This is a genomic window from Extibacter muris (assembly GCF_004345005.1).
Classification (GTDB): domain Bacteria; phylum Bacillota; class Clostridia; order Lachnospirales; family Lachnospiraceae; genus Extibacter; species Extibacter muris.
In genome coordinates this window covers 84,181-107,684 of record NZ_SMMX01000004.1, presented here as the reverse complement: position 1 = coordinate 107,684, position 23,504 = coordinate 84,181, and the positions used below count along the sequence as shown (strand labels likewise).

At 48.0% G+C, this 23,504-nt stretch carries 28 protein-coding genes and 1 pseudogene; 23 read left to right on the top strand and 6 right to left on the bottom strand.

Annotation, left to right across the window (positions count from 1 at the left end):
- Window positions 1–19 precede the first annotated feature (19 nt).
- The 8 genes from E1963_RS06050 (at window position 20) to E1963_RS06010 (ending at window position 7,362) form a co-directional block, all read left to right on the top strand.
- On the top strand, window positions 20–1,210 hold the full coding sequence (locus E1963_RS06050) for a site-specific integrase (RefSeq protein ID WP_132276303.1): 1,191 nt from the start codon (window positions 20–22) through the stop codon (window positions 1,208–1,210).
- 469 nt (window positions 1,211–1,679) lie between these two features.
- Entirely contained in the window at window positions 1,680–2,588 is a 909-nt protein-coding gene (locus E1963_RS06040; RefSeq protein ID WP_132276649.1) for an SPL family radical SAM protein, read from the top strand.
- 58 nt (window positions 2,589–2,646) lie between these two features.
- Complete coding sequence (ybaK, locus tag E1963_RS06035) at window positions 2,647–3,183, top strand: Cys-tRNA(Pro) deacylase (protein WP_132276301.1); 537 nt, start codon at window positions 2,647–2,649, stop codon at window positions 3,181–3,183.
- A complete protein-coding gene (locus E1963_RS06030; RefSeq protein WP_132276299.1) occupies window positions 3,164–3,772 on the top strand; it encodes an HAD family hydrolase in 609 nt (202 codons plus the stop codon). Before ybaK ends, E1963_RS06030 begins: the two co-directional genes overlap by 20 nt.
- Before the next feature lie 61 nt (window positions 3,773–3,833).
- Window positions 3,834–5,153 carry an aspartate kinase gene (locus E1963_RS06025; RefSeq protein WP_132276297.1) on the top strand — a complete coding sequence of 440 codons (1,320 nt, stop codon included), beginning with the start codon at window positions 3,834–3,836 and terminating at the stop codon, window positions 5,151–5,153.
- 21 nt (window positions 5,154–5,174) lie between these two features.
- On the top strand, window positions 5,175–5,591 hold the full coding sequence (locus E1963_RS06020; protein ID WP_049727952.1) for a CBS domain-containing protein: 417 nt from the start codon (window positions 5,175–5,177) through the stop codon (window positions 5,589–5,591).
- Between the two features lie 58 nt (window positions 5,592–5,649).
- On the top strand, window positions 5,650–6,441 hold the full coding sequence (locus tag E1963_RS06015) for an amidohydrolase family protein (RefSeq protein WP_132276295.1): 792 nt from the start codon (window positions 5,650–5,652) through the stop codon (window positions 6,439–6,441).
- 27 nt (window positions 6,442–6,468) lie between these two features.
- The gene (locus tag E1963_RS06010) at window positions 6,469–7,362 is read left to right on the top strand and encodes a DMT family transporter (protein ID WP_132276293.1); all 894 of its coding nucleotides are present in this window, start codon (window positions 6,469–6,471) and stop codon (window positions 7,360–7,362) included.
- 164 nt (window positions 7,363–7,526) lie between these two features.
- Here E1963_RS06010 and asnA read toward each other — a convergent pair whose 3' ends face one another.
- Window positions 7,527–8,537 carry an aspartate--ammonia ligase gene (gene asnA / locus E1963_RS06005; RefSeq protein ID WP_132276291.1) on the bottom strand — a complete coding sequence of 337 codons (1,011 nt, stop codon included), beginning with the start codon at window positions 8,535–8,537 and terminating at the stop codon, window positions 7,527–7,529.
- Between the two features lie 201 nt (window positions 8,538–8,738).
- Here asnA and E1963_RS06000 point away from each other — a divergent pair, with 201 nt between their 5' ends.
- From E1963_RS06000 to E1963_RS05945, 12 genes are all read left to right on the top strand, one after another.
- A complete protein-coding gene (locus tag E1963_RS06000; protein WP_132276289.1) occupies window positions 8,739–10,964 on the top strand; it encodes a ribonucleoside-diphosphate reductase subunit alpha in 2,226 nt (741 codons plus the stop codon).
- 24 nt (window positions 10,965–10,988) lie between these two features.
- Entirely contained in the window at window positions 10,989–12,032 is a 1,044-nt protein-coding gene (locus E1963_RS05995) for a ribonucleotide-diphosphate reductase subunit beta (protein ID WP_132276287.1), read from the top strand.
- A gap of 30 nt (window positions 12,033–12,062) precedes the next feature.
- Window positions 12,063–12,701: a DMT family transporter gene (locus tag E1963_RS05990; protein WP_132276285.1), complete on the top strand. Its 639-nt coding sequence runs from the start codon at window positions 12,063–12,065 to the stop codon at window positions 12,699–12,701.
- 167 nt (window positions 12,702–12,868) lie between these two features.
- Window positions 12,869–13,177, top strand: a complete 309-nt coding sequence (gene rplU, locus E1963_RS05985; protein WP_132276283.1) for a 50S ribosomal protein L21 — start codon at window positions 12,869–12,871, stop codon at window positions 13,175–13,177.
- A 14-nt stretch (window positions 13,178–13,191) separates the two neighbouring features.
- Entirely contained in the window at window positions 13,192–13,524 is a 333-nt protein-coding gene (locus tag E1963_RS05980) for a ribosomal-processing cysteine protease Prp (RefSeq protein WP_132276281.1), read from the top strand.
- Window positions 13,525–13,528: 4 nt separating this feature from the next.
- Window positions 13,529–13,813: a 50S ribosomal protein L27 gene (rpmA, locus tag E1963_RS05975; protein ID WP_006441407.1), complete on the top strand. Its 285-nt coding sequence runs from the start codon at window positions 13,529–13,531 to the stop codon at window positions 13,811–13,813.
- Between the two features lie 179 nt (window positions 13,814–13,992).
- Complete coding sequence (obgE, locus tag E1963_RS05970) at window positions 13,993–15,279, top strand: GTPase ObgE (RefSeq protein WP_132276279.1); 1,287 nt, start codon at window positions 13,993–13,995, stop codon at window positions 15,277–15,279.
- A gap of 18 nt (window positions 15,280–15,297) precedes the next feature.
- The gene (yhbY, locus tag E1963_RS05965; RefSeq protein WP_132276277.1) at window positions 15,298–15,591 is read left to right on the top strand and encodes a ribosome assembly RNA-binding protein YhbY; all 294 of its coding nucleotides are present in this window, start codon (window positions 15,298–15,300) and stop codon (window positions 15,589–15,591) included.
- Window positions 15,592–15,629: 38 nt separating this feature from the next.
- Window positions 15,630–16,241 (top strand): nicotinate-nucleotide adenylyltransferase, encoded by a 612-nt coding sequence (nadD, locus tag E1963_RS05960; protein ID WP_132276275.1) that lies wholly within the window; start codon window positions 15,630–15,632, stop codon window positions 16,239–16,241.
- Window position 16,242: 1 nt separating this feature from the next.
- Window positions 16,243–16,830, top strand: a complete 588-nt coding sequence (gene yqeK, locus E1963_RS05955) for a bis(5'-nucleosyl)-tetraphosphatase (symmetrical) YqeK (RefSeq protein WP_132276273.1) — start codon at window positions 16,243–16,245, stop codon at window positions 16,828–16,830.
- A gap of 5 nt (window positions 16,831–16,835) precedes the next feature.
- Window positions 16,836–17,189, top strand: a complete 354-nt coding sequence (gene rsfS, locus E1963_RS05950; RefSeq protein ID WP_132276271.1) for a ribosome silencing factor — start codon at window positions 16,836–16,838, stop codon at window positions 17,187–17,189.
- Window positions 17,152–17,388 carry an RNA polymerase sigma factor gene (locus tag E1963_RS05945; RefSeq protein ID WP_243117602.1) on the top strand — a complete coding sequence of 79 codons (237 nt, stop codon included), beginning with the start codon at window positions 17,152–17,154 and terminating at the stop codon, window positions 17,386–17,388. The genes rsfS and E1963_RS05945 overlap by 38 nt, the downstream gene beginning before the upstream one ends.
- 146 nt (window positions 17,389–17,534) lie before the next feature.
- Here the strand turns inward: E1963_RS05945 and lexA are convergent, their stop codons facing one another.
- On the bottom strand, window positions 17,535–18,152 hold the full coding sequence (gene lexA, locus E1963_RS05940) for a transcriptional repressor LexA (RefSeq protein ID WP_049727970.1): 618 nt from the start codon (window positions 18,150–18,152) through the stop codon (window positions 17,535–17,537).
- A gap of 198 nt (window positions 18,153–18,350) precedes the next feature.
- Here lexA and E1963_RS05935 point away from each other — a divergent pair, with 198 nt between their 5' ends.
- Together E1963_RS05935 and E1963_RS05930 are read left to right on the top strand one after the other, a co-directional pair.
- On the top strand, window positions 18,351–18,710 hold the full coding sequence (locus E1963_RS05935; protein ID WP_132276267.1) for a LysM peptidoglycan-binding domain-containing protein: 360 nt from the start codon (window positions 18,351–18,353) through the stop codon (window positions 18,708–18,710).
- 254 nt (window positions 18,711–18,964) lie between these two features.
- The gene (locus E1963_RS05930; protein WP_132276265.1) at window positions 18,965–20,023 is read left to right on the top strand and encodes a tyrosine-type recombinase/integrase; all 1,059 of its coding nucleotides are present in this window, start codon (window positions 18,965–18,967) and stop codon (window positions 20,021–20,023) included.
- A gap of 239 nt (window positions 20,024–20,262) precedes the next feature.
- On the opposite strand, the gene E1963_RS05925 is transcribed toward E1963_RS05930, so the two are convergent.
- The 4 genes and pseudogenes from E1963_RS05925 to E1963_RS19605 form a co-directional block, all read right to left on the bottom strand.
- A complete protein-coding gene (locus tag E1963_RS05925) occupies window positions 20,263–21,012 on the bottom strand; it encodes an SDR family NAD(P)-dependent oxidoreductase (RefSeq protein ID WP_132276263.1) in 750 nt (249 codons plus the stop codon).
- Between the two features lie 175 nt (window positions 21,013–21,187).
- Window positions 21,188–21,958: pseudogene (locus E1963_RS05915) on the bottom strand (SDR family oxidoreductase); the annotation flags it as partial.
- Window positions 21,847–22,173, bottom strand: a complete 327-nt coding sequence (locus tag E1963_RS05910) for an FAD-dependent oxidoreductase (RefSeq protein ID WP_243117618.1) — start codon at window positions 22,171–22,173, stop codon at window positions 21,847–21,849. The gene E1963_RS05910 and the pseudogene E1963_RS05915, both read right to left, overlap by 112 nt.
- Window positions 22,161–22,559: a response regulator transcription factor gene (locus tag E1963_RS19605; RefSeq protein ID WP_167482117.1), complete on the bottom strand. Its 399-nt coding sequence runs from the start codon at window positions 22,557–22,559 to the stop codon at window positions 22,161–22,163. The genes E1963_RS05910 and E1963_RS19605 overlap by 13 nt, the downstream gene beginning before the upstream one ends.
- 163 nt (window positions 22,560–22,722) lie before the next feature.
- Between E1963_RS19605 and E1963_RS05900 the strand changes: the two genes are divergently transcribed.
- Window positions 22,723–23,457 (top strand): tRNA lysidine(34) synthetase, encoded by a 735-nt coding sequence (locus E1963_RS05900; RefSeq protein ID WP_132276257.1) that lies wholly within the window; start codon window positions 22,723–22,725, stop codon window positions 23,455–23,457.
- Window positions 23,458–23,504: the final 47 nt, after the last annotated feature.

Below are 23,504 nucleotides of genomic sequence, written 5' to 3'. Positions count from 1 at the left end.
AAGGAAAGGAGCAGACACCATGAAAGAAAAAAGACGGGATAACAAAGGACGTATCCTGCATACTGGAGAGAGCCAACGAACAGACGGAAAATACTTATATAAATATGTGGACGCATTTGGAAACACAAAATATGTGTATGCTTGGAGATTGACACCCACAGACCCGACACCAAAGGGAAAACGGGAAAAGCCCTCACTTCGAGAACTAGAACAGCAGATAAGACGTGACATTGAGGACGGTATCGACAGCACAGGCAAGAAAATGACGCTTTGCCAACTCTACGCCAAACAGAACGCACAGAGGGCAAACGTGAAGAAAAGCACACAGAAGCAACGGGAACAGCTCATGCGGTTATTGAAAGAGGACAAGTTAGGTGCTAGGAGCATTGATACAATCAAACCCTCTGACGCTAAGGAATGGGCGTTACGCATGAAAGACAAAGGCTTTTCCTACAATACCATTAACAACCATAAACGCTCGTTAAAAGCGTCATTCTATATCGCCATACAAGATGATTATGTGAGAAAGAACCCTTTTGATTTCAAGTTGAGTGAAGTCCTAGAAAATGATACAAAAGAGAAAGTCGCATTGAAAGAGGAACAGGAACAAGCCTTATTATCATTCATCAAGACGGACAACGTGTATCACAAGTATTATGATGATGTGCTGATACTGTTAAAGACAGGACTTCGTATCTCGGAACTATGCGGACTGACAATCATGGACGTTGATTTTATCCATGAGGTTGTGGTTATCGACCACCAGTTATTAAAAAGCAAGGAACAGGGTTATTATATTGAAACGCCTAAGACAAAGAGCGGAACAAGGCAAGTACCATTAAGCAAAGAAGCGATACAGGCATTTCAAAGGATTATGAAGAAACGCCCAAAAACAACCATAGAGATAGACGGACGCACAGATTTCTTGTTTATCAATCCGAAAGGCAAACCAAAAGTTGCGATTGATTACACTATGCTTTTTGTCCGTATGGTAAAGAAATACAACAAGCACCACAAGGACAATCCCTTGCCACATATCACACCGCACACGCTACGTCATACGTTCTGCACAAGACTGGCAAGCAAGAACATGAACCCGAAAGATTTACAGTATATCATGGGACATTCAAATATCAGTATCACAATGAACTGGTACGCTCATGCGTCCATAGATACCGCAAAATCAGAGGTACAGCGTCTAATCGCATAGAAGTATTTACCACGATTTTAACCACGATTGACAGGGAAAATATAAGAAGATAGACCTAGATATGTGAGGTTTACCACAAAAGCAAAATGCCCGTAGAGCCGATAAAATAAGGCTTTGCGGACATTTAAGAAGATATAAAAAGATAGTCAAAAAGACATATATAATTTCTAGTAATTATCCACCCTAAAGCAAGCAGATAAAAAAACAATAAACCTAAAGTGACTTTTTTTGACTTCATTTCTTCTACCACCTTGTATAATGTATTTAGGTTGTTCAAGGGATACCTATAAACCCTTAGACCTACTTCTTTACATCTCCAGTCTGATAGGAGAAAATAGTTGGTCTTTCTTATTGTGCAAACATGATATCACAGTTATAATAAAAAGACCAGAAGAAATCAGAAAAAGGAGAGAATTTTCATAGGGGTCAGACCCCTGTGATATAAAGGGGACCGACCCCTATGAAAATTATGGAGTATATACCAGCAAAAACGATTGTGACGCGCATGAAGAAGCCTGGAGAATGGTTTGGTGCCGATTATAATATGAATATCTATAAAGGGTGCTGCCATGGCTGTATCTATTGTGACAGCCGTTCGGACTGTTATGGCATCGATAGGTTTGATGTAGTACGTGCAAAAGAAAATGCGCTGCAGATTATTAGGGATGATCTGAGGAGAAAAACTAGAAGAGGTGTGATAGCTACCGGAGCAATGAGCGACCCGTATAATCCGTACGAAAAGGATCTGCAGTTGACCCGGCATGCACTTGAATTGTGTGACGCATTTGAATTTGGTGTTACAATTGCAACGAAAAGTACGATGCTTGGGAGGGATATTGATATCTTAGAGAGTATAAAAGAGCATTCTCCTGTGTTATGTAAAGTCACCATTACCACGGCAGATGACAATCTTTCTTCAAAAATAGAACCAGGCGCACCTGTTTCTTCCCGCCGCTTTGAACTGATACATGATTTATCGGGCCGGGGAATACCGGCAGGTATTCTTCTTATGCCTGTTCTGCCTTTTCTAGACGATACAATAGACAATATACGATTGATCGTACGAAGAGCCGCAAGAAGCGGAGCTCATTTTATCTATCCCGCTTTCGGAGTGACGCTGCGAGACAATCAACGACAGTGGTATCTTCAAAAGCTCGAACAGTTATTTCCAGATCAGCAGCTTACGGAAAAATATAACAGGCAATATGGCACATATTACGAATGTAGAAGTCCCAGAGCAGGGAATCTATGGAAGTGCTTTAAAGAGGAATGTGAAGAAAATGGAATCTTGTATAATATGAAAGACATTATACACCACTACAAAGCACCTTATCGATGTGAGCAGTTGAGTTTATTTGATGATATACAATTTGATTAAAAGTCAGAAAATGAAGAGAATTTCGAAAGGGGGCAGACCCTTTCAATAAGGAGGAGCAATGGGTAAGAAAGAAGTTAAGACGAATGCGATGCGTATTCTTGATCGTATGAAAATTCCGTACGAGTATGATACGTATGAGTGTGATGATTTTGTGGACGGCATCCAGGTGGCGGACATGCTCGGAACGGACCGCAGCCTTGTGTACAAGACGCTAGTGGCTGTCGGCAAGAGCGGCGGCTGTTATGTGTTTGTCATCCCTATCGAAGCGGAGATCGATTTCAAGAAGGCGGCCCGTGTCGTAGGCGAGAAGTCTCTGGAAATGCTCCACCTGAAAGACTTGACAAGGGTGACCGGCTATATCCGAGGCGGATGCACCGCGATTGGGATGAAAAAGCAGTACCCGACTGTGATTCAGGAATCAGCACAGCGGCTGCCTCATATGTATGTAAGCGGAGGAAAGCTCGGCACGCAGCTGAAGCTTGCTCCCGAGGACCTTGGGAAAGCAGCAGGCGCCTCATTCGCAGACGTCACCCACAAACAATGGAAGCAGATGGTACCGCAGACAGGAGGAACAGATGATGGAATACCTTGGTAAGAAAATTGAGACGGTAATACTTGACATAGGCAATGTATTGATTGACTTTGCATGGGAGGCTTACCTTGCATCCTTTCAATACAGCAGCGAGATGTACGAAACGGTAGCTGACGCCATGTTCCGGAACGAGGACTGGTGCATGGGCGACTCAGGTCTCGTTACGACCGGACAGTGGCTGGAACTCTTTATTGAAAATGCTCCGGAGGCAGAACCTCAGATTCGAGAGGTATTCGCAGATTTCGGCCGCTCTATTGTCCCATATCCCTTCACGGAGGAATGGATCAGGCACCTCAGAGGGCAGGGAGTACGGCTCTATTACCTTTCCAACTATTCAGAGGAAATGTACCGCCAGTCAAAGGAGCAGCTGTCATTTCTCCGCATGCTCGACGGCGGCATCTTCTCGTGGAAAGAACGCCTGATGAAGCCGGATCCCGCCATATACAGCCTTCTTATCAGGCGGCACGGCATCACCCCCGAAAACGCCGTCTTCTTCGACGACTGCAGGAAAAATGTAGAAGCCGCACGAAATTCAGGACTAAACGCAGTGTTATTTACGACAGATATTCCATTGCGGATGCTCGAAAAATGATGTAATATAAATAGAGAATTACGCAAGAAGACAATGGCAGTTATGGAGGATTACAGAAAAGATGAAGAAAGTTGTAAAGTTTGGCGGGAGTTCGCTGGCAAGTGCCGCACAGTTTGAGAAAGTAGGAGCAATAATCAGAAGAGATGACTCGAGACGCTATGTAGTTCCGTCCGCACCCGGTAAACGAACGCCGAATGATACAAAGGTAACAGATATGCTGTACAGCTGTTACGGCCAGGCTATCATGGAAGAAGAGTTTGAAGAACAGCTAAAAGAAATCAAATCCAGGTTCAAAGAGATAATCAAAGGCCTTAAGCTTAATCTGTCACTGGATGCAGAATTCAAGACAATCGAAGAGAACTTCAGCAAAAAGATCGGAAGAGACTATGCGGCATCCAGAGGGGAATACCTGAATGGAATAATTATGGCCGCTTACCTCGGATATGAGTTTATAGATGCGGCAGAGATCATCGTATTTGATGAGGCAGGCGAATTTGATGCATCTGCCACCAACAAGATCTTGTCAGAAAGGCTTGCACGGACCGAACGCGCTGTGATTCCAGGATTCTACGGGGCTATGCCGGACGGGAAGATCAAGACATTTTCAAGGGGCGGTTCCGACATCACCGGTTCCATCGTGGCCAAAGCCGTACATGCGTGCATGTATGAAAACTGGACAGACGTATCAGGATTTCTCGTAGCCGACCCAAGGATCGTCAGGAATCCAAAAGCAATCGATGTCATTACATACCGCGAACTCAGAGAACTGTCTTATATGGGCGCCACCGTCCTGCATGAAGATGCCATCTTCCCTGTCAGGAAGGAAGGGATTCCGATCAACATCAGAAATACGAATATTCCGGAAGACAAAGGGACCCTTATCGTAGAAGGTACCTGCCGCAAACCAAGGTTCACCATAACCGGTATCGCGGGAAAGAAAGATTTCGCTTCTATCACGGTTGAAAAAGCAATGATGAACTCCGAAGTCGGATTCTGTAAAAAAGTGCTGGAAGTATTCGAGGAAAATGATATCTCTATCGAACACATGCCATCCGGTATAGATACGATGACAATCTTTGTCCATCAGGATGAATTTGAGGAGAAAGAACAGAAGGTAATTGCAGGTATCCACCGGGCGGTAGAACCAGACTTTCTCGAACTGGAGTCAGACCTTGCGCTGATTGCCGTTGTCGGCCGGGGCATGCGCGCGACAAGAGGAACGTCAGGCCGCATCTTTTCGGCACTTGCACATGCCAACGTAAATGTCAAGATGATCGACCAGGGCTCCAGCGAGCTGAATATCATCATCGGCGTACGCGACCATGATTTTGAAGCCGCGGTCAGAGCATTGTACGATATCTTCGTGACAACACAGATATAATAGGACAAGGGGAGGTCTGCAATGAATATTTTATTTTTTCTCAAGCCAAAAAGTGAGCTCGCTTACATATATGATTACCATACGCTTCGCCAGGCGCTCGAAATTATGGAATACCACAAATATTCGTCCGTTCCTATATTGAACCGGGACGGCAAATACGTCGGCTCCATTACGGAAGGCGATCTGCTGTGGGGGCTGAAAAGGCTTGATTTGATGAATCTCCACGATGCGGAGGACATCAGCATCAAGAAGATAGAGAGAAGACTTGATTACCAATGCGTCAACGCAGAATCGAACATGGAAGATCTGATAGGAAAGGCCATGGAACAGAATTTCGTTCCCGTTGTAGACGATGAAGAGCATTTTATCGGCATTATCACGCGGCGTGATATTATCGGATACTGCTATGACAAGATGAGTGACTGTGATAAACGCTGAGCAGTACATATCTGACCGGACACGGACAAAAAGACATAACAGAAGAAGGATGAGCACAATGACAATAGATTTTCATACACATATGTTTCCCGATAAGATAGCGAAAGGGACCCTGGACTTTCTGGCTTCGGTCTGTCATATAGAACCATATACGGACGGTACATACGAAGGGCTGGAGGCCTCCGGCATTGCGGCCGGCGTAGATATAAGCATCGCCCTGCCCATCGTGACAAAGCCCTCGCAGTTTGAATCAATCAACCGTTTTGCCGCAGCACATCAGGAAGGCCGCATCCTCTCATTCGGGAGCATCCATCCCGAAAGCGAAGATTATAAGAATCAGCTGAAGCAGATCAAAGCAATGGGAATGAAAGGGATAAAGCTTCACCCCGATTATCAGGAAGTGTATTTTGATGATATACGCTATAAACGGATTGTGGACTATGCGTCAGAGCTTGGCCTGATTATAAGCGTCCACGCAGGCCAGGATCCTAAGTGCCCTGAAGATGTGCACTGTACGCCGCAGATGGCGGCCGAGCTTATAGATGAAGTACAGCCGGAAAAGCTCGTGCTGGCCCACCTTGGGGGTAACGGCCTATGGGACGCTGTGGAAGAATATCTCGTAGGGAAACAAGTCTATTTTGACACGGGAGTCGTGCTTGGAAGAATGGCAGATGAGCAGTTTATAAGGATTGCCAGGACTCACGGCAGCGATAAGATCCTGTTTGCGACAGACTCGCCTTGGGCCGGACAGAGTGAATTCATCAGCTATCTGGAATCAATGGACCTTACAGAGGAAGAGAAGCGCAGCATATCCGGGGAGAATGCAATGCGGTTACTAGATGTTCAGTAAATATAGGAAAGGGCAGGGATGTGGCCTATGAAAAGACTGGCACCTTTATTTGTATTGATGGCCTCGGTACTATGGGGTTCCATGGGGATCGTAACAAGATATGTGGTGGCAATCGGATTCAACACGAGGCAGACGGCCGCAGTCAGAATTACTTCTGCCGCGGCCGTGCTCATACTGTTCCTGCTTATCACAGACCGCAGTAAGCTGAAGTTACGTAAAGAAGATTTCAAATGGTTTCTGGGCACCGGACTCGGAAGCCTTTTTATCAATAATCTGGCCTATGCGGCAACCGTACAGAGGGCATCCCTCTCCGTAGCTGTCGTGCTGCTGTATACGGCACCGTTCTTTGTGATGATCATGTCGGTCCTCTTCTTCAAAGAGAAGCTGACGGTCCAGAAGATAGCAGCCCTTTTCCTTTCGTTTGCAGGCTGCATACTCGTGGTAGGGCTGTCTGGCGCAAATGTAGGCGGCAATGTGATAATCACGCTGCTGATTGGACTGAGCGCCGGCTTCGGCTATTCCCTTTACAGCATATTCGGCAAAGTCTTGATGGGAAGATATGAATCGCTGACCGTCACGGTCTATACTTTTATACTGGCGAGCCTCGCGTCGCTCGTTATCGCAGAGCCTGTCTCCATGGTTAGAATCATAGCTGCCAATGCGGAAAAAATGCCGGTAACGGTGATTGGGAGCGTCATCACGCTCGCATTGCCGTATATCTGCTATTCTGCCGCATTGAAATACATCGAGAGCAGCAAGGCATCCATCATAGCTTCCTTTGAAGTCGTTGCAGCAAGCCTGTTTGGCGTATTCCTGTACCATGAGCTTCTGGATATATATAACATCGTAGGCATTGTCTGCGTCGTGGCTGCGCTGATCATACTGCAGCTGAAGCCAAAGAGTGAATCGGGAGCTCCGTAAAGTGGACGCTTCTAAGCTGTCTAAGCAAGGCGTACATGCCTTTGATGCAGGAAGAGCCGGAACCAGGTGTGAGGATGTTATGCGAGATAGCATCCCGTGCCTGGTTCCGGCTCTTCCTGCATTGTGAATGTTACGATAAGGGTTACCGCCTATTTTACCCATCTCTACAGAAGATTGATATTGTGGGCAGATGCTTCTTCCAGCATCTCCTTCGGCCATATGGAGGACTGAACCTCACCGATATGCGCCTTTCTCAGATACAGCATACAGATCCGGGACTGGCCGATTCCGCCTCCTATCGTGTAAGGAAGCTGGCCGTCGAGCAGCGCCTTCTGGAACTCAAGCTGCGCCCTGTCTTCGCAGCCCGCGGCCTTCAGCTGGCGGCGGAGCGCCTCCTCATCCACACGGATACCCATGGAGGACAGTTCGAGGGCGATATCCAGAACCGGATAGTATACGATGATGTCACCGTTCAGCTCCCAGTCATCATAATCGGGAGCGCGCCCGTCATGTTTCTCGCCGGAGGCAAGCACCTTCCCAATCTGGGAGATGAACACGGCACCCTTTGCCCTGGCAATACGGTATTCGCGCTCCTTTGCATCGGCTCCCGGATAAAGGTCCTCCAGCTCCTGGGATGTGATGAATGTTATTTCATCCGGCAGGAATGGCTCTATGTAGTTATATCTTCTGGACATGAATTCTTCCGTCTCTTTCAGTGCAGAATATACCTTACGCACTGTGTAATGGAGCGTCTCCGTATTCCGTTCTTCTTTGGAGATGACCTTTTCCCAGTCCCACTGGTCTACATAGATAGAATGGATATTATCCGTATCCTCATCTCTGCGGATAGCGCTCATATCTGTGTACAGGCCTTCTCCGGAATGGAAATCATAACGCTTCAGGGCGTAACGTTTCCATTTGGCCAGAGAGTGGACGATCTCCGCCGGTGCGTCCTCCTGTTCTCTGATGCCGAAGGAAACCGGCCTTTCTACACCGTTGAGATTATCGTTAAGACCTGATTCCGGCTTTACAAACAAAGGTGCTGAGACACGGGTCAGGTGCAGAGATTTGGCCAGCGCACGTTCAAAGTGATCCTTCACTTCCTTGATTGCGACTTCTGTCTCCCGGATGGTAAGCGGGGATGCATAGTGGTCCGGGTTGATTAAATGTTCCATATGTAAGACTCCTTTGCGTATTATTCTATCTTTTAATGTAAACTTACAGACAGGCGTAAGTCAAGGAATTCTTGATGCGGATTTTGCCGTGGAAAAAATGAAGAGGCAAGCTCTGGATATAACTGCATCTTGATAAGTACCATATGTTGTGATATCATCTGATGTATCCACAACAATTTGTGATTATATGGAGGAAGAACAATGAAAGACAAAAAAATAAAAGGGCTGGAACAAGTTCTTGCACATATACAAGGAGAATTCAGAAATCCGGAATATGATCTCGCCTTCCTGTACGGCAAATATGAATCGCTTCTGAAACCGGGGCTGGATGCCCGGGAAAAGCTGTCCCTGCTCACGAAAGCGGCTGTCGAGCTCACAACCCAGGAGGCGCCGGGATGGGAGCTGATTGCTGCCCGGCTCTTATATGCCGGCTTTCGAGACAGCCTGGATGCGTCCATGGAAAGGTATGGAATCTCAGGCTTCTATGGAAAAATCGTATTTCTGACGGAGGAAAAGCTGTATGGCAGCTATATACTGGAGAACTACAGCAGGCAGGAAATAGAGGCGTTCGGCAGGATGATACAGGAGGACCGCAGCCGGCTATTTACATACTCCGGGCTGGATCTGCTCCTTAACCGCTACGTCATCCGTACCCGGCAGGGTATCGTGCTTGAGACTCCCCAGGAGATGTTCATGGGGATTGCCATGCACCTTGCGATGAAAGAAAAGGACAGACGCTCAGAATGGGTGCAGCGTTTCTACGATATGCTGAGCCTGCTCAAGGTGACGATGGCAACGCCTACGCTATCCAATGCGAGAAAGCCTTACCACCAGCTTTCTTCCTGCTTCATAGACACGGTTCCCGACAGCCTGGACGGCATCTACCGGAGCATAGACAGCTTCGCGAAAGTGAGCAAATATGGCGGCGGGATGGGATTGTATTTTGGAAAGGTGCGGGCGAGCGGCAGTACGATACGCGGATTTGAAGGGGCTGCAGGAGGTGTCATCCGCTGGATCAAGCTTGCCAATGACACCGCCGTGGCCGTGGACCAGCTCGGAGTCCGCCAGGGTGCGGTGGCCGTCTATCTGGATGCATGGCACAGGGATCTTCCGGAATTCCTGAAGCTTAGGACGAACAACGGCGACGACCGGATGAAGGCGCACGATGTATTTCCGGCCGTATGCTATCCGGACTATTTCTGGAAACAGGCGAGGGACCATATCGAAGGCGACTGGTATCTCATGTGTCCGCATGAAATACTGACGGTAAAGGGCTATGCTCTGGAAGATTGCTATGGCCAAGAGTGGGAACGGAAATATCTGGACTGCGTGCAGGATACGAGGATATCCAAACGGGTCATACCAATCAAAGATATCATCCGTCTGATAATACGTAGTGCCGTGGAGACAGGAACTCCGTTTGCCTTCAACCGGGATACGGTGAACCGTATGAACCCTAACTGCCACAGGGGCATCATCTACTGCAGCAACCTCTGCACTGAGATTGCCCAGAACATGGGTGCAGTGGAAGAAGTAAAGCAGTCCATCGAGGAAGTAGGGGGGGAGACGGTTGTCGTAACGGTTACAAAACCGGGAGAATTTGTCGTGTGCAATCTGGCCAGCCTCTCGCTTGGACATATCGATGTATTGGATGAAGCGGAGATCCGCCATACGGTATCTTCTGCAATGCGCGCGCTGGATAATGTCATCGACCTTAATTTCTTTCCGGTTCCGTACGCTAAGCTGAATAATGAGGCATACCGTCCTGTAGGGCTTGGTGTCAGCGGTTACCACCATATGCTCGCCAAACATGGGATTGCCTGGGAAAGCGAGGCACATCTTGCATTTGCGGATAACGTGTTCGGCGCGATCCACCGCGCCGCTATCGAAGCCAGCTGTGATATCGCTGAAGAGAAAGGGGCCTACGCTTATTTTGAGGGCAGCGACTGGCAGACTGGGGCTTATTTTGACAAGCGCAGGCTTGCCGGATCCGGATGGGAGCAGCTCCGTGCAAGGATTGCCGCCTGCGGCGTTAGAAACGGGTATATGCTGGCCACTGCTCCGACGAGCAGTACGAGCATCCTTGCCGGTACGACGGCGGGCCTTGATCCGGTCATGCACAGGTTCTATCTGGAAGAAAAGAAGAACGGGCTCATACCAAGAGTTGCGCCTGAACTATCAATGGACACATACTGGTATTACAAGAACGCACATCTGATTGACCAGACCTGGTCCATACGCGCCTGCGGCGTACGCCAGCGCCATATCGACCAGGCGCAGAGCATGAATCTGTATATTACGAACGAGTATACGTTCCGGAAAGTGCTGGACCTGTATGTGCTTGCATGGGAGTGCGGGGTAAAAACCGTCTATTATATACGGTCCAGGAGCCTGGAGGTGGAAGAGTGCGATGTGTGCTCTTCCTAGCGCATGAGCAGAGAGGAGAATGATATGCCAGAACTTAAGAAGAAGATGCTTTTCAATCCGGATGGGGACACCGATGTCCGAAGCAGAAGGATGATTGGCGGCAACACGACAAATCTCAATGATTTTAACAATATGAAGTATACATGGGTCAGCGACTGGTACCGCCAGGCGATGAACAACTTCTGGATACCAGAGGAGATCAGCCTGGGCGTGGATATTAAGGATTATCAGCACCTTCCCGCCGGGGAGCGCAGAGCCTACGATAAGATACTGTCTTTCCTTATCTTCCTGGACAGCATCCAGACCGCGAACCTTCCGCATATAGGGGAATATATCACGGCCAATGAAGTCAACCTCTGCCTGTCCATCCAGGCGTTCCAGGAGGCGGTGCACAGCCAGAGCTACAGCTATATGCTGGATACGATCTGCGAGCCGCAGAAGCGCGAGGAGATCTTGTACCAATGGAAGGTGGATGAGCATCTGCTCCTGCGCAACGAGTTCATCGGCAACCTGTACAATGAGTTCCAGGAGACCAAAAGTGCGCAGTCGCTCGTGAGGACTCTTGTTGCAAACTATATATTGGAAGGTGTATACTTTTATAGTGGCTTTATGTTCTTTTACAATCTTGGACGCAACGGCAAGATGCCGGGCTCCGTACAGGAGATCCGATATATCAACCGGGACGAGAACACGCACCTGTGGCTGTTCCGCAGCATGCTCCAGGAATTGAAAAAGGAAGAGCCGCGGCTGTTCACCGAAGAAGATATAGACGGATACCGGCATATGATACGGGAAGGATGCGAGCAGGAGATCCGATGGGGACACTATGTCATCGGAAACAAGATCCAGGGACTGACCAAGGATATGGTAACTGGCTATATCCGGCATCTCGGGAATCTTAGATGTGCAGGCCTTGGATTTGAGCCAGTATATGACGGATATGACAAGGTTCCCGAGAGCATGCGGTGGGTAGAGCAGTATTCAAACGCGAATCTGATCAAGACAGACTTTTTCGAGGCGAAAAGTACCGCCTATGCCAAGAGCAGCGCGCTGGCAGACGACTTGTAAACACAGACTGGCCGGAAGGAAGGATACGTTATGAAGCAAAGAAGCAGCCTGTTCTACGGCTCCCTGATCCTGATACAGAATATCTTGCTCGGCATCGGCAACCCGGTAGCAAAATACGGTATGTCCTCTTTTCCTTTCTTTTTATATGCATCCGTGCGTTTCCTCCTGGGGTGCCTGTTCCTCGTACTTATATTCCATAAACGGATATTTGGCGGCATGAAGGCATCCTTCTGGAAGCCGGGTACGCTGATATCAGCTCTTACTGCGGGAGCATATATTCCAGGTACGCTGACGTTTAAATATACGACGGCTACGAGCGCCGGCTTTCTATTCGCGCTGCCGGTCATATTCACCCCGTTCCTCATGCGGTTCGTATCAAAAGTAAAGATAGCAAAGAAAAAATACATACCGATACTTGTCGTCGTTGCAGGCACCTATCTGCTCTGCTGCGGAAGCGGCGGCTTCACAGTTGGCCCTGGCGAGGCTATGGCCGTTGCAAGCTCATTTCTCGTAGCATGCGTATTAGAGTTCAGCTCCCTCCATCTGAGACACATGGAGCCTTTGCTTCTGGCTGCTTGCCAGGCCGGCTTTACAGGTGCCGCAATCATAATTGCCGGCATCATCTACTCAAATGTAATGCCTGAACACAGGACTGGCGGAACCCCATAGCTCACTTGTGCCCGAAAAGGAACGAAACAGATATTATCATATATTTTGGTTGATTTTGACAAAGGTCTGTGCTATAATACAACAGTATGCCGCACAATGAGGTTTTCAAGCGCTGCAGATATATGCAGCCACCACAATTGGCGAGTAATGATAATAGGAGGTGCCATATGTACGCGATTATAGCAACAGGTGGTAAACAGTACAAAGTAGCTGAAGGCGATATCATTAAAGTAGAAAAACTTGGTGCAGAAGCCGGCGAGACTTATACATTTGACCAAGTGCTTGCAGTTAACGACAACGGATTGAAAGTTGGGAATCCGACCGTTGACGGTGCAACTGTAGAAGCTTCTGTAATTGAAAATGGAAAAGCAAGAAAAGTCATCGTTTACAAGTATAAGAGAAAAACTGGATACCATAAGAAAAATGGCCACAGACAACAGTATACTGCTGTAAAGATCGACAAGATCAATGCTTAATCTGGGAATTACCGATGATCAAGGTAACTATCTATAACAATGAAAAGAATGAATGCGTAGGCTTCAGAGCTTCCGGGCATGCAGGACAGGACGAATGTGGACAGGATATCGTATGCGCGGCTGCATCTATACTGATGATCAATACCGTCAACGCGATCGAACAGTACACCGGAGACGGGTTATCCCTTGTGTCTGATGAGAACGGCGGCAGTATGGAATGCAGACTGGAAGGGCATCCTTCTAAAGAGGCGGAACTTCTTTTAAAGACCATGGTTCAGGGACTGGCGTCAATGGAAGACGATGAAGAATACACGCAATACATCGATATCATATTCGAGGAGGTGTAAAAACATGATGAAATTAAACCTTCAATTTTTCGCTCATAAGAAAGGGGTCGGTTCTACCAAGAACGGCCGGGATTCAGAGTCAAAAAGACTTGGTGCGAAAAGAGCTGACGGACAGTTTGTCAAAGCTGGAAATATTCTTTACAGACAGCGTGGAACTAAGATCCATCCAGGCGTGAATGTTGGACGCGGCGGAGATGATACATTATTCGCTCTCGCTGACGGCGTTGTAAGATTTGAAAGAAAAGGAAGAGACAAGAAACAGGTTTCTATCTATCCAGCAGCACAATAGTGAGATTACGAATAACCCTGCCGGTCTTTGGCAGGGTTATTTTAACCAGGTTCAATTGGGGACGGGGGAAAATCAAATTTCCCCCGTCCCCAATTGAATCCATGTTGCAGTCATGATATGATATATATTGAGCATCATATTAGGTAAGACTATGACAGAAAGCAGAAAGAGGAAAAATTATGTTTGCAGATAGAGCGAAGATATGTATCCGTTCCGGCAAAGGCGGAGACGGCCATGTGAGTTTTCGCAGAGAGCTGTATGTACCAAACGGAGGTCCGGACGGTGGAGACGGCGGACGTGGCGGAGATGTCATCTTTGAGGTGGACGAGGGGCTCAATACGCTCCAGGATTACCGCCACAGAAGGAAATATGCCGCCAAAGACGGAGAGCAGGGCGGGAAACGCAGATGCCACGGGGCGGACGCGGATGATATCATACTGAAAGTACCGGAAGGTACGGTCATCAAAGAAACCGAGTCCGGAAAGGTAATCGCAGATATGTCCGGAGATAACAAAAGGCAGGTCGTGTTAAAAGGCGGTAGGGGAGGGCTGGGAAACCAGCATTTTGCGACATCCACCATGCAGATTCCGAAGTACGCCCAGCCGGGGCAGCCGTCCCAGGAACTGTGGGTCAGCCTGGAGCTGAAAGTAATTGCGGATGTCGGCCTGATAGGCTTTCCGAACGTAGGGAAGTCCACCTTCCTGTCAAGAGTGAGCAATGCACGGCCCAAGATAGCGAATTATCATTTTACGACACTAAACCCGAATCTTGGCGTAGTTGATCTGGATGGAGCGCAGGGATTTGTCATCGCCGATATCCCCGGCCTGATTGAAGGCGCGTCGGAAGGCGTAGGGCTCGGACATGAGTTCCTCCGCCATATCGAGCGGACGAAGATGATGATCCATGTGGTAGACGCGGCAGGGAGCGAAGGCCGCAGCCCGGTAGATGACATCTATAAAATCAACGCGGAACTTGAGGCGTATAATCTGGAGATTGCAAAGAGGCCGCAGGTCATCGCCGCCAACAAGACGGATCTCATATACGGCGGAGACGGGGAAAATCCTGTGGATCAGCTGAAAGAAGAATTTGAACCGAAGGGAATCAAGGTATTTCCGATTTCCGGTGCCACAGGCGAGGGCATAAGCGAGCTGCTGTATTATGTATCTGAACAGCTTGGAAAGCTTGACAGCAGTCCGGTCATCTTTGAACAGGAATACTTTCCGGAGGAGGAACTCATCTATGAGAACCTTCCGTATACGGTCGAAAAAGAGGATGGCATATACGTAGTGGAAGGTCCTAAGATTGAGAAGATGCTTGGATATACGAATCTGGATTCTGAAAAGGGATTTGCATTTTTCCAGAAGTTTCTCAAAAGCACCGGTATTCTGGACGAGCTGGAGGCTGCCGGTATCGAAGAGGGAGATACGGTGCGGATGTATGGATTACAGTTTGACTATTACAAATAGAAGAGGAGCGGCAGTATTATGACGACAAAACAGAGAGCGTACCTGAAGGGGCTGGCCATGACTATGGATCCGGTCTTTCAGGTCGGAAAGAACAGCATAACACCCGAGGTGACAGAAGCGATAAGGGAAGCGCTTGCCGCCAGAGAGCTGATCAAGGTGGCGGTACTGAAAAACTGCGCGGACGATCCAAAAGAGATGGCCCAGCTTCTCGCTGAACGTACGCAGTCCCAGGTGGTTCAGGTAATCGGGAAGAAAATCGTCCTTTACAAAGAAGGCAAAGACAAGAACAAACGTATCGAGTTGCCAAAATAATATTACAGAGACTAAAAACCGAAGCAGAGGTCAGATATATGAAGATAGGTATTATGGGCGGCACGTTCGATCCGATACACAATGGGCATCTTATGCTTGGTGAAGCGGCATACCAGCTATTCCATCTTGATGAGATATGGTTCATGCCCAACGGCAATCCACCGCATAAGCACCGCTCATCTATAGAGTCGGATGTGGCAGACCGGGTGGAGATGGTACGCCTTGCGATACAAGGGCATAAAAGCTTCCGTCTTCAGCCGTATGAGGCTCAGAAAAAAGAAGTCTCCTATTCTTACGAGACGCTTGAGCATTTCAATGAAGCATATGAAGACGATGCGTTCTACTTTATTATCGGTGCAGATTCGCTTTTTGCCATCGAAGGCTGGGTCCATCCGGAACGGATCTTCCCCACGTGTACGATACTTGCTGCTTACAGGGATGATATCGACACGAAGGAAGAGATGTCACGGCAGATCGATTATCTCAGGGGAAAATATCATGCTAAGATAGAACTTCTCGCGACACCGCTGATGCACGTCTCGTCCAGCGAATTGAGGACAAGGCTGAAACAGGGGGGAGATATCAGCCAAATGGTGCCGGAGAAGGTTCGTGGATATATAAAGAATCATCACTTATACAAGGAAGTGTAATATGAAGCAGAAGATAAGCAAAATACGCAGAAGACTAAAGGCAGATCTGGACAGGGAGCGATATGAGCATACTCTGGGAGTCATGTACACTGCCGCGGCTTTGGCAATGCGGTATGATGAGGACATAGACCAGGCGCTTATAGCGGGGCTTCTCCATGACTGTGCGAAATGCATCGCACCAGATACGAAGATAAAGCTCTGTGACAAGTATCATCTGAGCGTGTCGGATATAGAGCTTGCGAATCCAAGCCTTCTTCACGCTAAGCTTGGAGCATACCTTGCCGCCAAGAAGTTCCGTGTCCGTGATAAAGATGTGATAGACGCTATTGCAAGCCATACGACCGGCAGGCCGCATATGACACTGCTTGAGAAAATCATATATATATCTGACTACATCGAGCCTGGAAGAGAGGAGCTCCCCAACATGGCCGTGGTGAGGAAGCTCGCATTCTCGGATATAGATGAATGCCTTTACCGGATCCTAAAAGATTCGCTTGTCTACTTGGAATCGAAAAATATGCCCGTTGACCCAATGACAGAAAAAGCATATCAATATTATAAAGAAAAACTTGGCAAAAAGGAGGAATAGCTTATATGGAACATGCAGTAGAGATGGCCCGCATCGCATACGATGCATTATCTGATAAAAAAGGAGAGAATATCCAAATCATCGATATATCTAAGATATCGGTACTTGCAGATTATTTCATCATCACAGACGGAACAAGCGACAGCCAGATAAAGGCGCTCGTCGAACATGTAGATGAAAAGATGGAAAAGGCCGGCTACCATCTGAGACAGCAGGAAGGCCAGAACAGCGGTTCATGGGTGCTGATGGACTATGGTGATGTCATCGTGCACGTGTTTGAAAAAGAGAACCGTTCGTTCTATAACCTGGAACGGATCTGGAATGACGGAAAGGCGGTACAGCGCGAAGCGTTGGACTAATGACCGTACGCAGGAGACATTCCTGCGTCTGATCCGGTTTTATGACACCTATGAGGATAAACGGAAGTTCAAGGCATGGCTGTTCCGTATAGCACGGTTATGCGCGGTATCCCCGGCCACCTCGGCAGTGATGGGTGAAAAGCATACGATTGTCAATGCAAAGAGGAAAGAAGGCTTGATATTCCGATGTCATGTCTGAATATCATTCTTACGGCTCTGATGGGCATCGGCGCCTGGGCCGGTTCCAGAAGAATATTCGGAGGCCATCAGGTAACAAACATAGGAAGCATGAAAGAAGCACCGGTCGGATTATCTTATGACCAGTGCTTCTTCTATGTAAGGGTTCTAATCAAAAAAACGGAATACGCCAATCACTTTGCCCAATATCTGTACGTCACGCACGATGATGGGATCCATCGTGTCGTTCTGCGGCTGCAGGCGGATAATGCCTTCTTCCTTATAAAAAGTCTTGACCGTGGCTCCGTCCTCGACAAGCGCGACTACCATCTCTCCGTTGCGGGCGGTCTTGCGTTCCTCCACCAATACGTAGTCCCCGTCAAGGATACCGGCATTGATCATGCTTTCTCCTTTTACCTTGAGCATGAATGTCTGCTTGTTCGGCATGTATTCCATCGGGATAGGGAAGTAGTTCTCGATATTCTGTTCGGCAAGTATAGGCTCCCCTGCAGCTACGCGTCCCAGAATGGGTACGTTGACCATTTCCCGTCTCGTAAAATTAAAGGAATCATCCAGAATCTCGATTGCTCTCGGCTTGGTCGGGTCTCTGCGGATATATCCGTTCTTCTCCAGCGTCTCCAGATGGGAGTGGACGGAAGAGGTGGATTTAAGATTTACGGCTTCGCAGATGTCACGCACTGCAGGCGGAAATCCCCGTTCGAGTATCTGTGCTTTTATGTATTCTAATATTTCCTGCTGCTTTGGACTGATTTTACCTTGCGCCATAAGAAACCTCCTTAATTTCATCCGTACTTTCTGCTTTTATACTTATTCTATCATAGCAAAAGCAAAAAAGCAAACAAATGTTTAGAAAATATGTTCGATTATTTGCCGGAATACTATTGACAAACGTGCGTTCGGATTGTATAATCTTCATATAGAACGGTTGTTCGTTTCTACAGAGCCTGACGAGGAGGGGAAGTTATGAATGCACACAGGTTATATGCGGCAAGCAGGAGAAGAAGACAAGTATACATGAAGAAATTCACGGCAGCGATTACGGCACTCGTATTAGTCCTGTGCATGAGCGTCCTGCTCGGCTGCAATTTTTCTGATGCCAGCGGCAGCTGTGAGAAAGCCCCGGTAGAACACAGATATTACAAAAGTATTGAGATTCAGCCAGGGGATACGCTCTGGGGAATCGCAGAAGAATTTATGACCGATGAATATAGTTCCGTGAATGAATATATTGATGAGGTAAAGAAGATCAACGGACTGGATTCTGATGATATCCAGGACAGCCAGTATCTGACCATAGCGTATTATGATACTGCGTTCAGATAGATATATAAGCTTTCAGAGCCTTATATATATTATACTCACCTATTGGCGGCATGTCTTAAGAGCAGTGATGCGTGACAGGACATGCCGCCGTTATGTTGTGTAACGCAATATGGCTTTCAATATATCTATACTACAAATACCGATTTTTCCAAAAGATATGGACAAAACTTTCAAGTAATGATATAATCACCTTAATTCAAGCGCTAACGGACTGTTTTATATTTATATAAGTTTGCATAGGGGGATTTATTATTATGCCAGAGACAAGGACATATCACGAACAGACACAGATCAACCAGACGCTGCGTCTCAGGGAAGTCCTGAAGACGCTGCCGCCATTTGCAAAGGATTATTTCCGTGCGATGGAGCCAAAGTCCTCGGCTAAGACGAGGATTAACTATGCCTATGACATACGTGTTTTCTTCAATTTCCTTATGGAGGCCAATCCAAGCTACAAGAATTATACGGTCGACCAGTTCGAGGCAGCCGATCTTGAAAAGCTGGAGCCGGTAGATATCGAGGAATATATGGAATATCTGAAGGTATACAAGCATGAAGACGATCTCATAACAAACAGTGAAAAGGGACTGGCCAGGAAGATGTCTGCCCTCCGGAGCTTCTATGGATATTATTTCAAGCATCAGATAATTACGAAAAATCCCACGTTGCTCGTAGACATGCCAAAGCTGCATGACAAGGCGATCATACGTCTGGATGCAGATGAGGTTGCACTGCTTCTCGATTATGTCGAGACGTGCGCAGGCAAGTTATCGGGACAGGCATTGACGTATTACCATAAGACAAAGAACCGGGATCTGGCGATACTTACCTTGCTTCTCGGAACGGGAATCCGTGTATCGGAATGCGTCGGACTCGACTTGACGGACGTGGATTTCAAGAACAATGGAATAACTGTGACACGTAAAGGCGGCAGCCAGATGGTAGTTTATTTCGGAGAAGAGGTTGAGAAGGCACTGAAAAGTTACATAACCGGGGACCGCGCGGCTGCCACTCCCCTCTCCGGCCATGAAAACGCCCTCTTCCTATCCACACAGCGCCGGCGTATGGGAATACAGGCGATGGAGAATATGGTGAAAAAATACGCCAGGCAGGTAACTCCGCACAAGAAGATAACGCCACATAAGCTTAGAAGCACATACGGCACTTCACTATATAAAGAGACCGGCGACATCTATCTCGTGGCCGATGTGCTCGGCCACAAGGATGTCAACACGACGAAAAAGCACTATGCTGCCATCGATGAAGACAGGCGCAGGAAAGCTGCTTCAGCAGTAAAGCTTCGGGAAAGCTGATTTTAAGACTTTCACGGCCGACATCCTGTTCCCCATAGCGGCAAACTCTTCCCTGCTGTAGCCGATGAAATCAAAGCTTCCTGTCCGTTTTCCGCCTCGAGGACTTCAGGATTTCACACATCAGCATCCGGTTGTAGAGCAGGCTGGGGTTCGCGTGATATAACCGTCGAATCTTCCAGACCTGCTCTTCTTATAAATATGAACGAATCATATGTAGCTTACATTATCAATTATGTCCATTATGGCCTGTAGGCGCCATCCACGCTGATTGTCGTGGCGGTAATTCCGTTGGCCAGGTCTGACGCGAGGAAAAGATACACATTGGCAATCTCTTCCGGCTTCAGCATACGCTTCATCGGGAATGATTTCAGGTAGTCATCCAATATTTCCGGTGGAAGCCCTTTTGTCATGTCCGTGTCCACGACACCAGGAGCAACGCCGACGACACGGATATTCTTGCGGATAATCTCTCGTCCCAGGCCGTGCGTCAGGCCGATAACCCCTGCCTTGCTCGTCGGATAGCCAATTCCAGACAAGGATCCATAGATGCCGGTAACAGAAGCCGTATTGATGATGACGCCCTGTTTTGCTTCTTTCATGCACTGGTAAGCGGCCCATGCTCCATTGAACACGCCGACAACATTGATATCCATTATATGCTTGAACGCTTCCTCTGTCACTCTTGAAAATACAGTATTCATCGTAATCCCGGCATTGTTGATCATGACATCAAGCCTGCCGTATTTTTCAACCACTGCACCGACCGCTGCCATAACCTCATCCCGTGATGTGAGGTCCGGAGCGAAGCCAAACACTTCTTCTTCCGGATAGAGTTCTTTCAACTCCGCCAGTGCCGTGTCGACCTCCTCCTGTGTCTCACCGAATATGGATACCTTTGCCCCGTTATCAATGAATATCTTTGCTGCTGAGAATCCAATGCCTCTGGTTCCACCTGTAATAACTGTGATTTTGTCTTGTACAAGATTCATGAATTTTCCTTCCTTTCTTCTGATTAGCCTTTTGTGTGCTAAAACTTTGATTGATATAACTTTAACATTTAGCACATTATGACATTGGATAAACGCACTGTATATTACAACCTGATTGGTTTATGATTTGTTCCAATAAGTAACGTTCGCGCGGACAAAAACCATGAAATCACTGTCAATAACAGCGGATGCCCCGTTCAAAGAAGCTGGCGGAGATATTGCGCGTGATGCCGAGCACGGCATGCTTGGTCATGACGTAGGTCGCGCCGCCTTTCAGCCCTCTTATCGATGCGGCAGAAGCGACGTTCACGATATTTGCAGTCGTGCCCTGCTCCAGAAATATCTTGATTGCCCGCTGGCAGCCGAGGTAGACTGCGCGATGGTTCGTCTCATATTCATAATCGTATTCTTCCCTCTTCCAGTGCTCTGTGAATCCCTCCCGGTAATGCGGGAACAATTGTTCCAGCTTGTAGATATCGTAAGTCTGCTTCTAGTCAAAGGACGCCGACTTGTTCACGATGCCAAGTCCTTTGACCTTGCCCATCATAGGGTCATCCCATTCGGCAAATACTTCTCTTGCCTTCCACTGCGGATCTTCGGAGCAATCCTTGAGGGAGTATACTTTCTGGCATGGAATCTGGTTTTCCAGCATTATCTTTTCCACTTCATCGACCGTATGCTCGGACACGAACTTCTCCATAGCGGCCTCCAGCCTCTGTCCAAGGTCTGTATCTGCCATCCATCCTGAGATGATCTGGTCTATCTCCGGGTCACCGTCACCTGGCTTTGGCAGGCCGATAATCGGATATCCACGGTGGACCGGTCCATATCCGTTCATACCGATGAAGATGGTCCCCCCGTCTTTGCACGTATAGAAGCTGAATAAGGCGGCCTGGGAGTCCTTGTTGCCAGTCCGTGGAAGATGCCTTGTTTCTTCTGCCATTTCGTCCCTGCTCCCAGAAGTTTCCCTCCTGAGCGGGCAGTAGAGCCACCTGTGATACCCTGCTTTTCTATAAGGATTACATCCGCTCCGCCTTCCTTTGCTTCGATTGCTGCCGCAAGACCGCCTGCTCCGGCGCCAAATACCGCAATCTCGACAGTACGGACCTCATCTTTGGGTTCGGGAGCTTCAGGTCCGGGCGCCGCTTTCAGCTTCTCCACATCCTCAATATCTTCTCCGCCGCAGTATACTTTGCCTTCTGCCGTAAGAACCTTGATATCTCCTGCATGGTAGACGGACACAGGCCGCTGTCCTGCCGGCCGTCATAACGCCGCAATACGCTGCGTATACGTGATATGAGCTCCCGTACCCGGAAGGGCTTCACGATGTAATCATCCGCTCCGATATCCAGCCCCATGACGATATTGGCCTCTTCGTCACAGGCAGTCAGGAAGCCAAGATATGGCAGCGCCTGTGACATGCTGCCGGCATGTATCAGCCGGAATTCTTCCTGTTCCAGCGTATAGGCAACCGCATCCGCAATCGCCTTGTCATCTTCTACGATTAAAATATTCGTTTTCTCCATCATATCAACTTCTCGTTCCATTTTACATGATAACACATCCTGAGTCAAATGGACAGGCAGGCATGTCCACTTGGCTCGTTGCCTTCGCAAGAATCAAGCTTGTAATATCTCCGGAAATAATATAATATAAGCAGGTACGGAAGAAATGCCGGCAAAGAGATAAACAGAAAGGAACTATTGACATATGAAACTGCAGCAATTGTTGAGCTATACGAGAAAGGCGGTCGAGGAGTACGCCATGATCGAGGAAGGGGACCATATCGCAGTGGGCATATCCGGCGGCAAGGACAGCCTGTCTTTACTGTATGCGCTGCACGGGCTCAGACGGTTTTATCCGAAGAAGTTTGAACTGAGCGCGGTAACGGTAGACCTTGGATACAGTGAATGCGATTTCACTCCCGTCATCAGGCTTTGTGAAAATCTCGATGTCCCCTATCATATCGTCAAGACAGATATTGCTCATATTCTTTTTGAGGAACGCAAAGAAAGCAACCCTTGCTCCCTCTGCGCCAAAATGCGGAAGGGGGCACTGAACCAGGCTGTCAAAGAGATGGGCTGCAACAAGGTGGCCTATGCACACCATAAGGATGACATTATAGAGACGATGCTGCTCTCTCTTCTATTTGAAGGGAGATTCTACTCCTTTTCACCCCGGACATATCTGGACCGTATGGATCTGACTGTCATACGGCCGGTCATGTTCGTGGACGAAGCGGACATCATAGGATTTAAAAACAAATATGACCTGCCGGTGGTGACGAGCCGATGTCCGATAGATGGATATACGAAACGGCAGTATGCGAAAGAGCTTGTAAAACAGCTGAACGAAGAACACCCCGGGGCAAAGCAGCGGATGTTTACCGCAATCTTAAACGGCGATATAAAAGGATGGCCGGAGCGCATCCCGCATATAAGATGACATCTCTACACAGTCCGGCAGATTTTACTATATGATGGCAGAGGGAG

What these genes read in the sequence shown, in the direction of transcription:
- E1963_RS19605 (WP_167482117.1), bottom strand. Translation starts at nt 22,559, where the DNA reads ATGGAACGAGAAGTTGATATGATGGAGAAAACGAATATTTTAATCGTA.
- rsfS (WP_132276271.1), top strand. Translation starts at nt 16,836, where the DNA reads ATGGAACATGCAGTAGAGATGGCCCGCATCGCATACGATGCATTATCT.
- rplU (WP_132276283.1), top strand. Translation starts at nt 12,869, where the DNA reads ATGTACGCGATTATAGCAACAGGTGGTAAACAGTACAAAGTAGCTGAA.
- E1963_RS05990 (WP_132276285.1), top strand. Translation starts at nt 12,063, where the DNA reads ATGAAGCAAAGAAGCAGCCTGTTCTACGGCTCCCTGATCCTGATACAG.
- lexA (WP_049727970.1), bottom strand. Translation starts at nt 18,152, where the DNA reads ATGGCGCAAGGTAAAATCAGTCCAAAGCAGCAGGAAATATTAGAATAC.
- E1963_RS06020 (WP_049727952.1), top strand. Translation starts at nt 5,175, where the DNA reads ATGAATATTTTATTTTTTCTCAAGCCAAAAAGTGAGCTCGCTTACATA.
- E1963_RS05945 (WP_243117602.1), top strand. Translation starts at nt 17,152, where the DNA reads ATGACGGAAAGGCGGTACAGCGCGAAGCGTTGGACTAATGACCGTACG.
- E1963_RS05900 (WP_132276257.1), top strand. Translation starts at nt 22,723, where the DNA reads ATGAAACTGCAGCAATTGTTGAGCTATACGAGAAAGGCGGTCGAGGAG.
- ybaK (WP_132276301.1), top strand. Translation starts at nt 2,647, where the DNA reads ATGGGTAAGAAAGAAGTTAAGACGAATGCGATGCGTATTCTTGATCGT.
- asnA (WP_132276291.1), bottom strand. Translation starts at nt 8,537, where the DNA reads ATGGAACATTTAATCAACCCGGACCACTATGCATCCCCGCTTACCATC.
- E1963_RS05935 (WP_132276267.1), top strand. Translation starts at nt 18,351, where the DNA reads ATGAATGCACACAGGTTATATGCGGCAAGCAGGAGAAGAAGACAAGTA.
- E1963_RS06015 (WP_132276295.1), top strand. Translation starts at nt 5,650, where the DNA reads ATGACAATAGATTTTCATACACATATGTTTCCCGATAAGATAGCGAAA.
- E1963_RS06030 (WP_132276299.1), top strand. Translation starts at nt 3,164, where the DNA reads ATGATGGAATACCTTGGTAAGAAAATTGAGACGGTAATACTTGACATA.
- E1963_RS06040 (WP_132276649.1), top strand. Translation starts at nt 1,680, where the DNA reads ATGGAGTATATACCAGCAAAAACGATTGTGACGCGCATGAAGAAGCCT.
- E1963_RS06000 (WP_132276289.1), top strand. Translation starts at nt 8,739, where the DNA reads ATGAAAGACAAAAAAATAAAAGGGCTGGAACAAGTTCTTGCACATATA.
- E1963_RS06010 (WP_132276293.1), top strand. Translation starts at nt 6,469, where the DNA reads ATGAAAAGACTGGCACCTTTATTTGTATTGATGGCCTCGGTACTATGG.
- E1963_RS05980 (WP_132276281.1), top strand. Translation starts at nt 13,192, where the DNA reads ATGATCAAGGTAACTATCTATAACAATGAAAAGAATGAATGCGTAGGC.
- obgE (WP_132276279.1), top strand. Translation starts at nt 13,993, where the DNA reads ATGTTTGCAGATAGAGCGAAGATATGTATCCGTTCCGGCAAAGGCGGA.
- nadD (WP_132276275.1), top strand. Translation starts at nt 15,630, where the DNA reads ATGAAGATAGGTATTATGGGCGGCACGTTCGATCCGATACACAATGGG.
- E1963_RS06050 (WP_132276303.1), top strand. Translation starts at nt 20, where the DNA reads ATGAAAGAAAAAAGACGGGATAACAAAGGACGTATCCTGCATACTGGA.
- rpmA (WP_006441407.1), top strand. Translation starts at nt 13,529, where the DNA reads ATGATGAAATTAAACCTTCAATTTTTCGCTCATAAGAAAGGGGTCGGT.
- E1963_RS05925 (WP_132276263.1), bottom strand. Translation starts at nt 21,012, where the DNA reads ATGAATCTTGTACAAGACAAAATCACAGTTATTACAGGTGGAACCAGA.
- E1963_RS06025 (WP_132276297.1), top strand. Translation starts at nt 3,834, where the DNA reads ATGAAGAAAGTTGTAAAGTTTGGCGGGAGTTCGCTGGCAAGTGCCGCA.
- yhbY (WP_132276277.1), top strand. Translation starts at nt 15,298, where the DNA reads ATGACGACAAAACAGAGAGCGTACCTGAAGGGGCTGGCCATGACTATG.
- yqeK (WP_132276273.1), top strand. Translation starts at nt 16,243, where the DNA reads ATGAAGCAGAAGATAAGCAAAATACGCAGAAGACTAAAGGCAGATCTG.
- E1963_RS05995 (WP_132276287.1), top strand. Translation starts at nt 10,989, where the DNA reads ATGCCAGAACTTAAGAAGAAGATGCTTTTCAATCCGGATGGGGACACC.
- E1963_RS05930 (WP_132276265.1), top strand. Translation starts at nt 18,965, where the DNA reads ATGCCAGAGACAAGGACATATCACGAACAGACACAGATCAACCAGACG.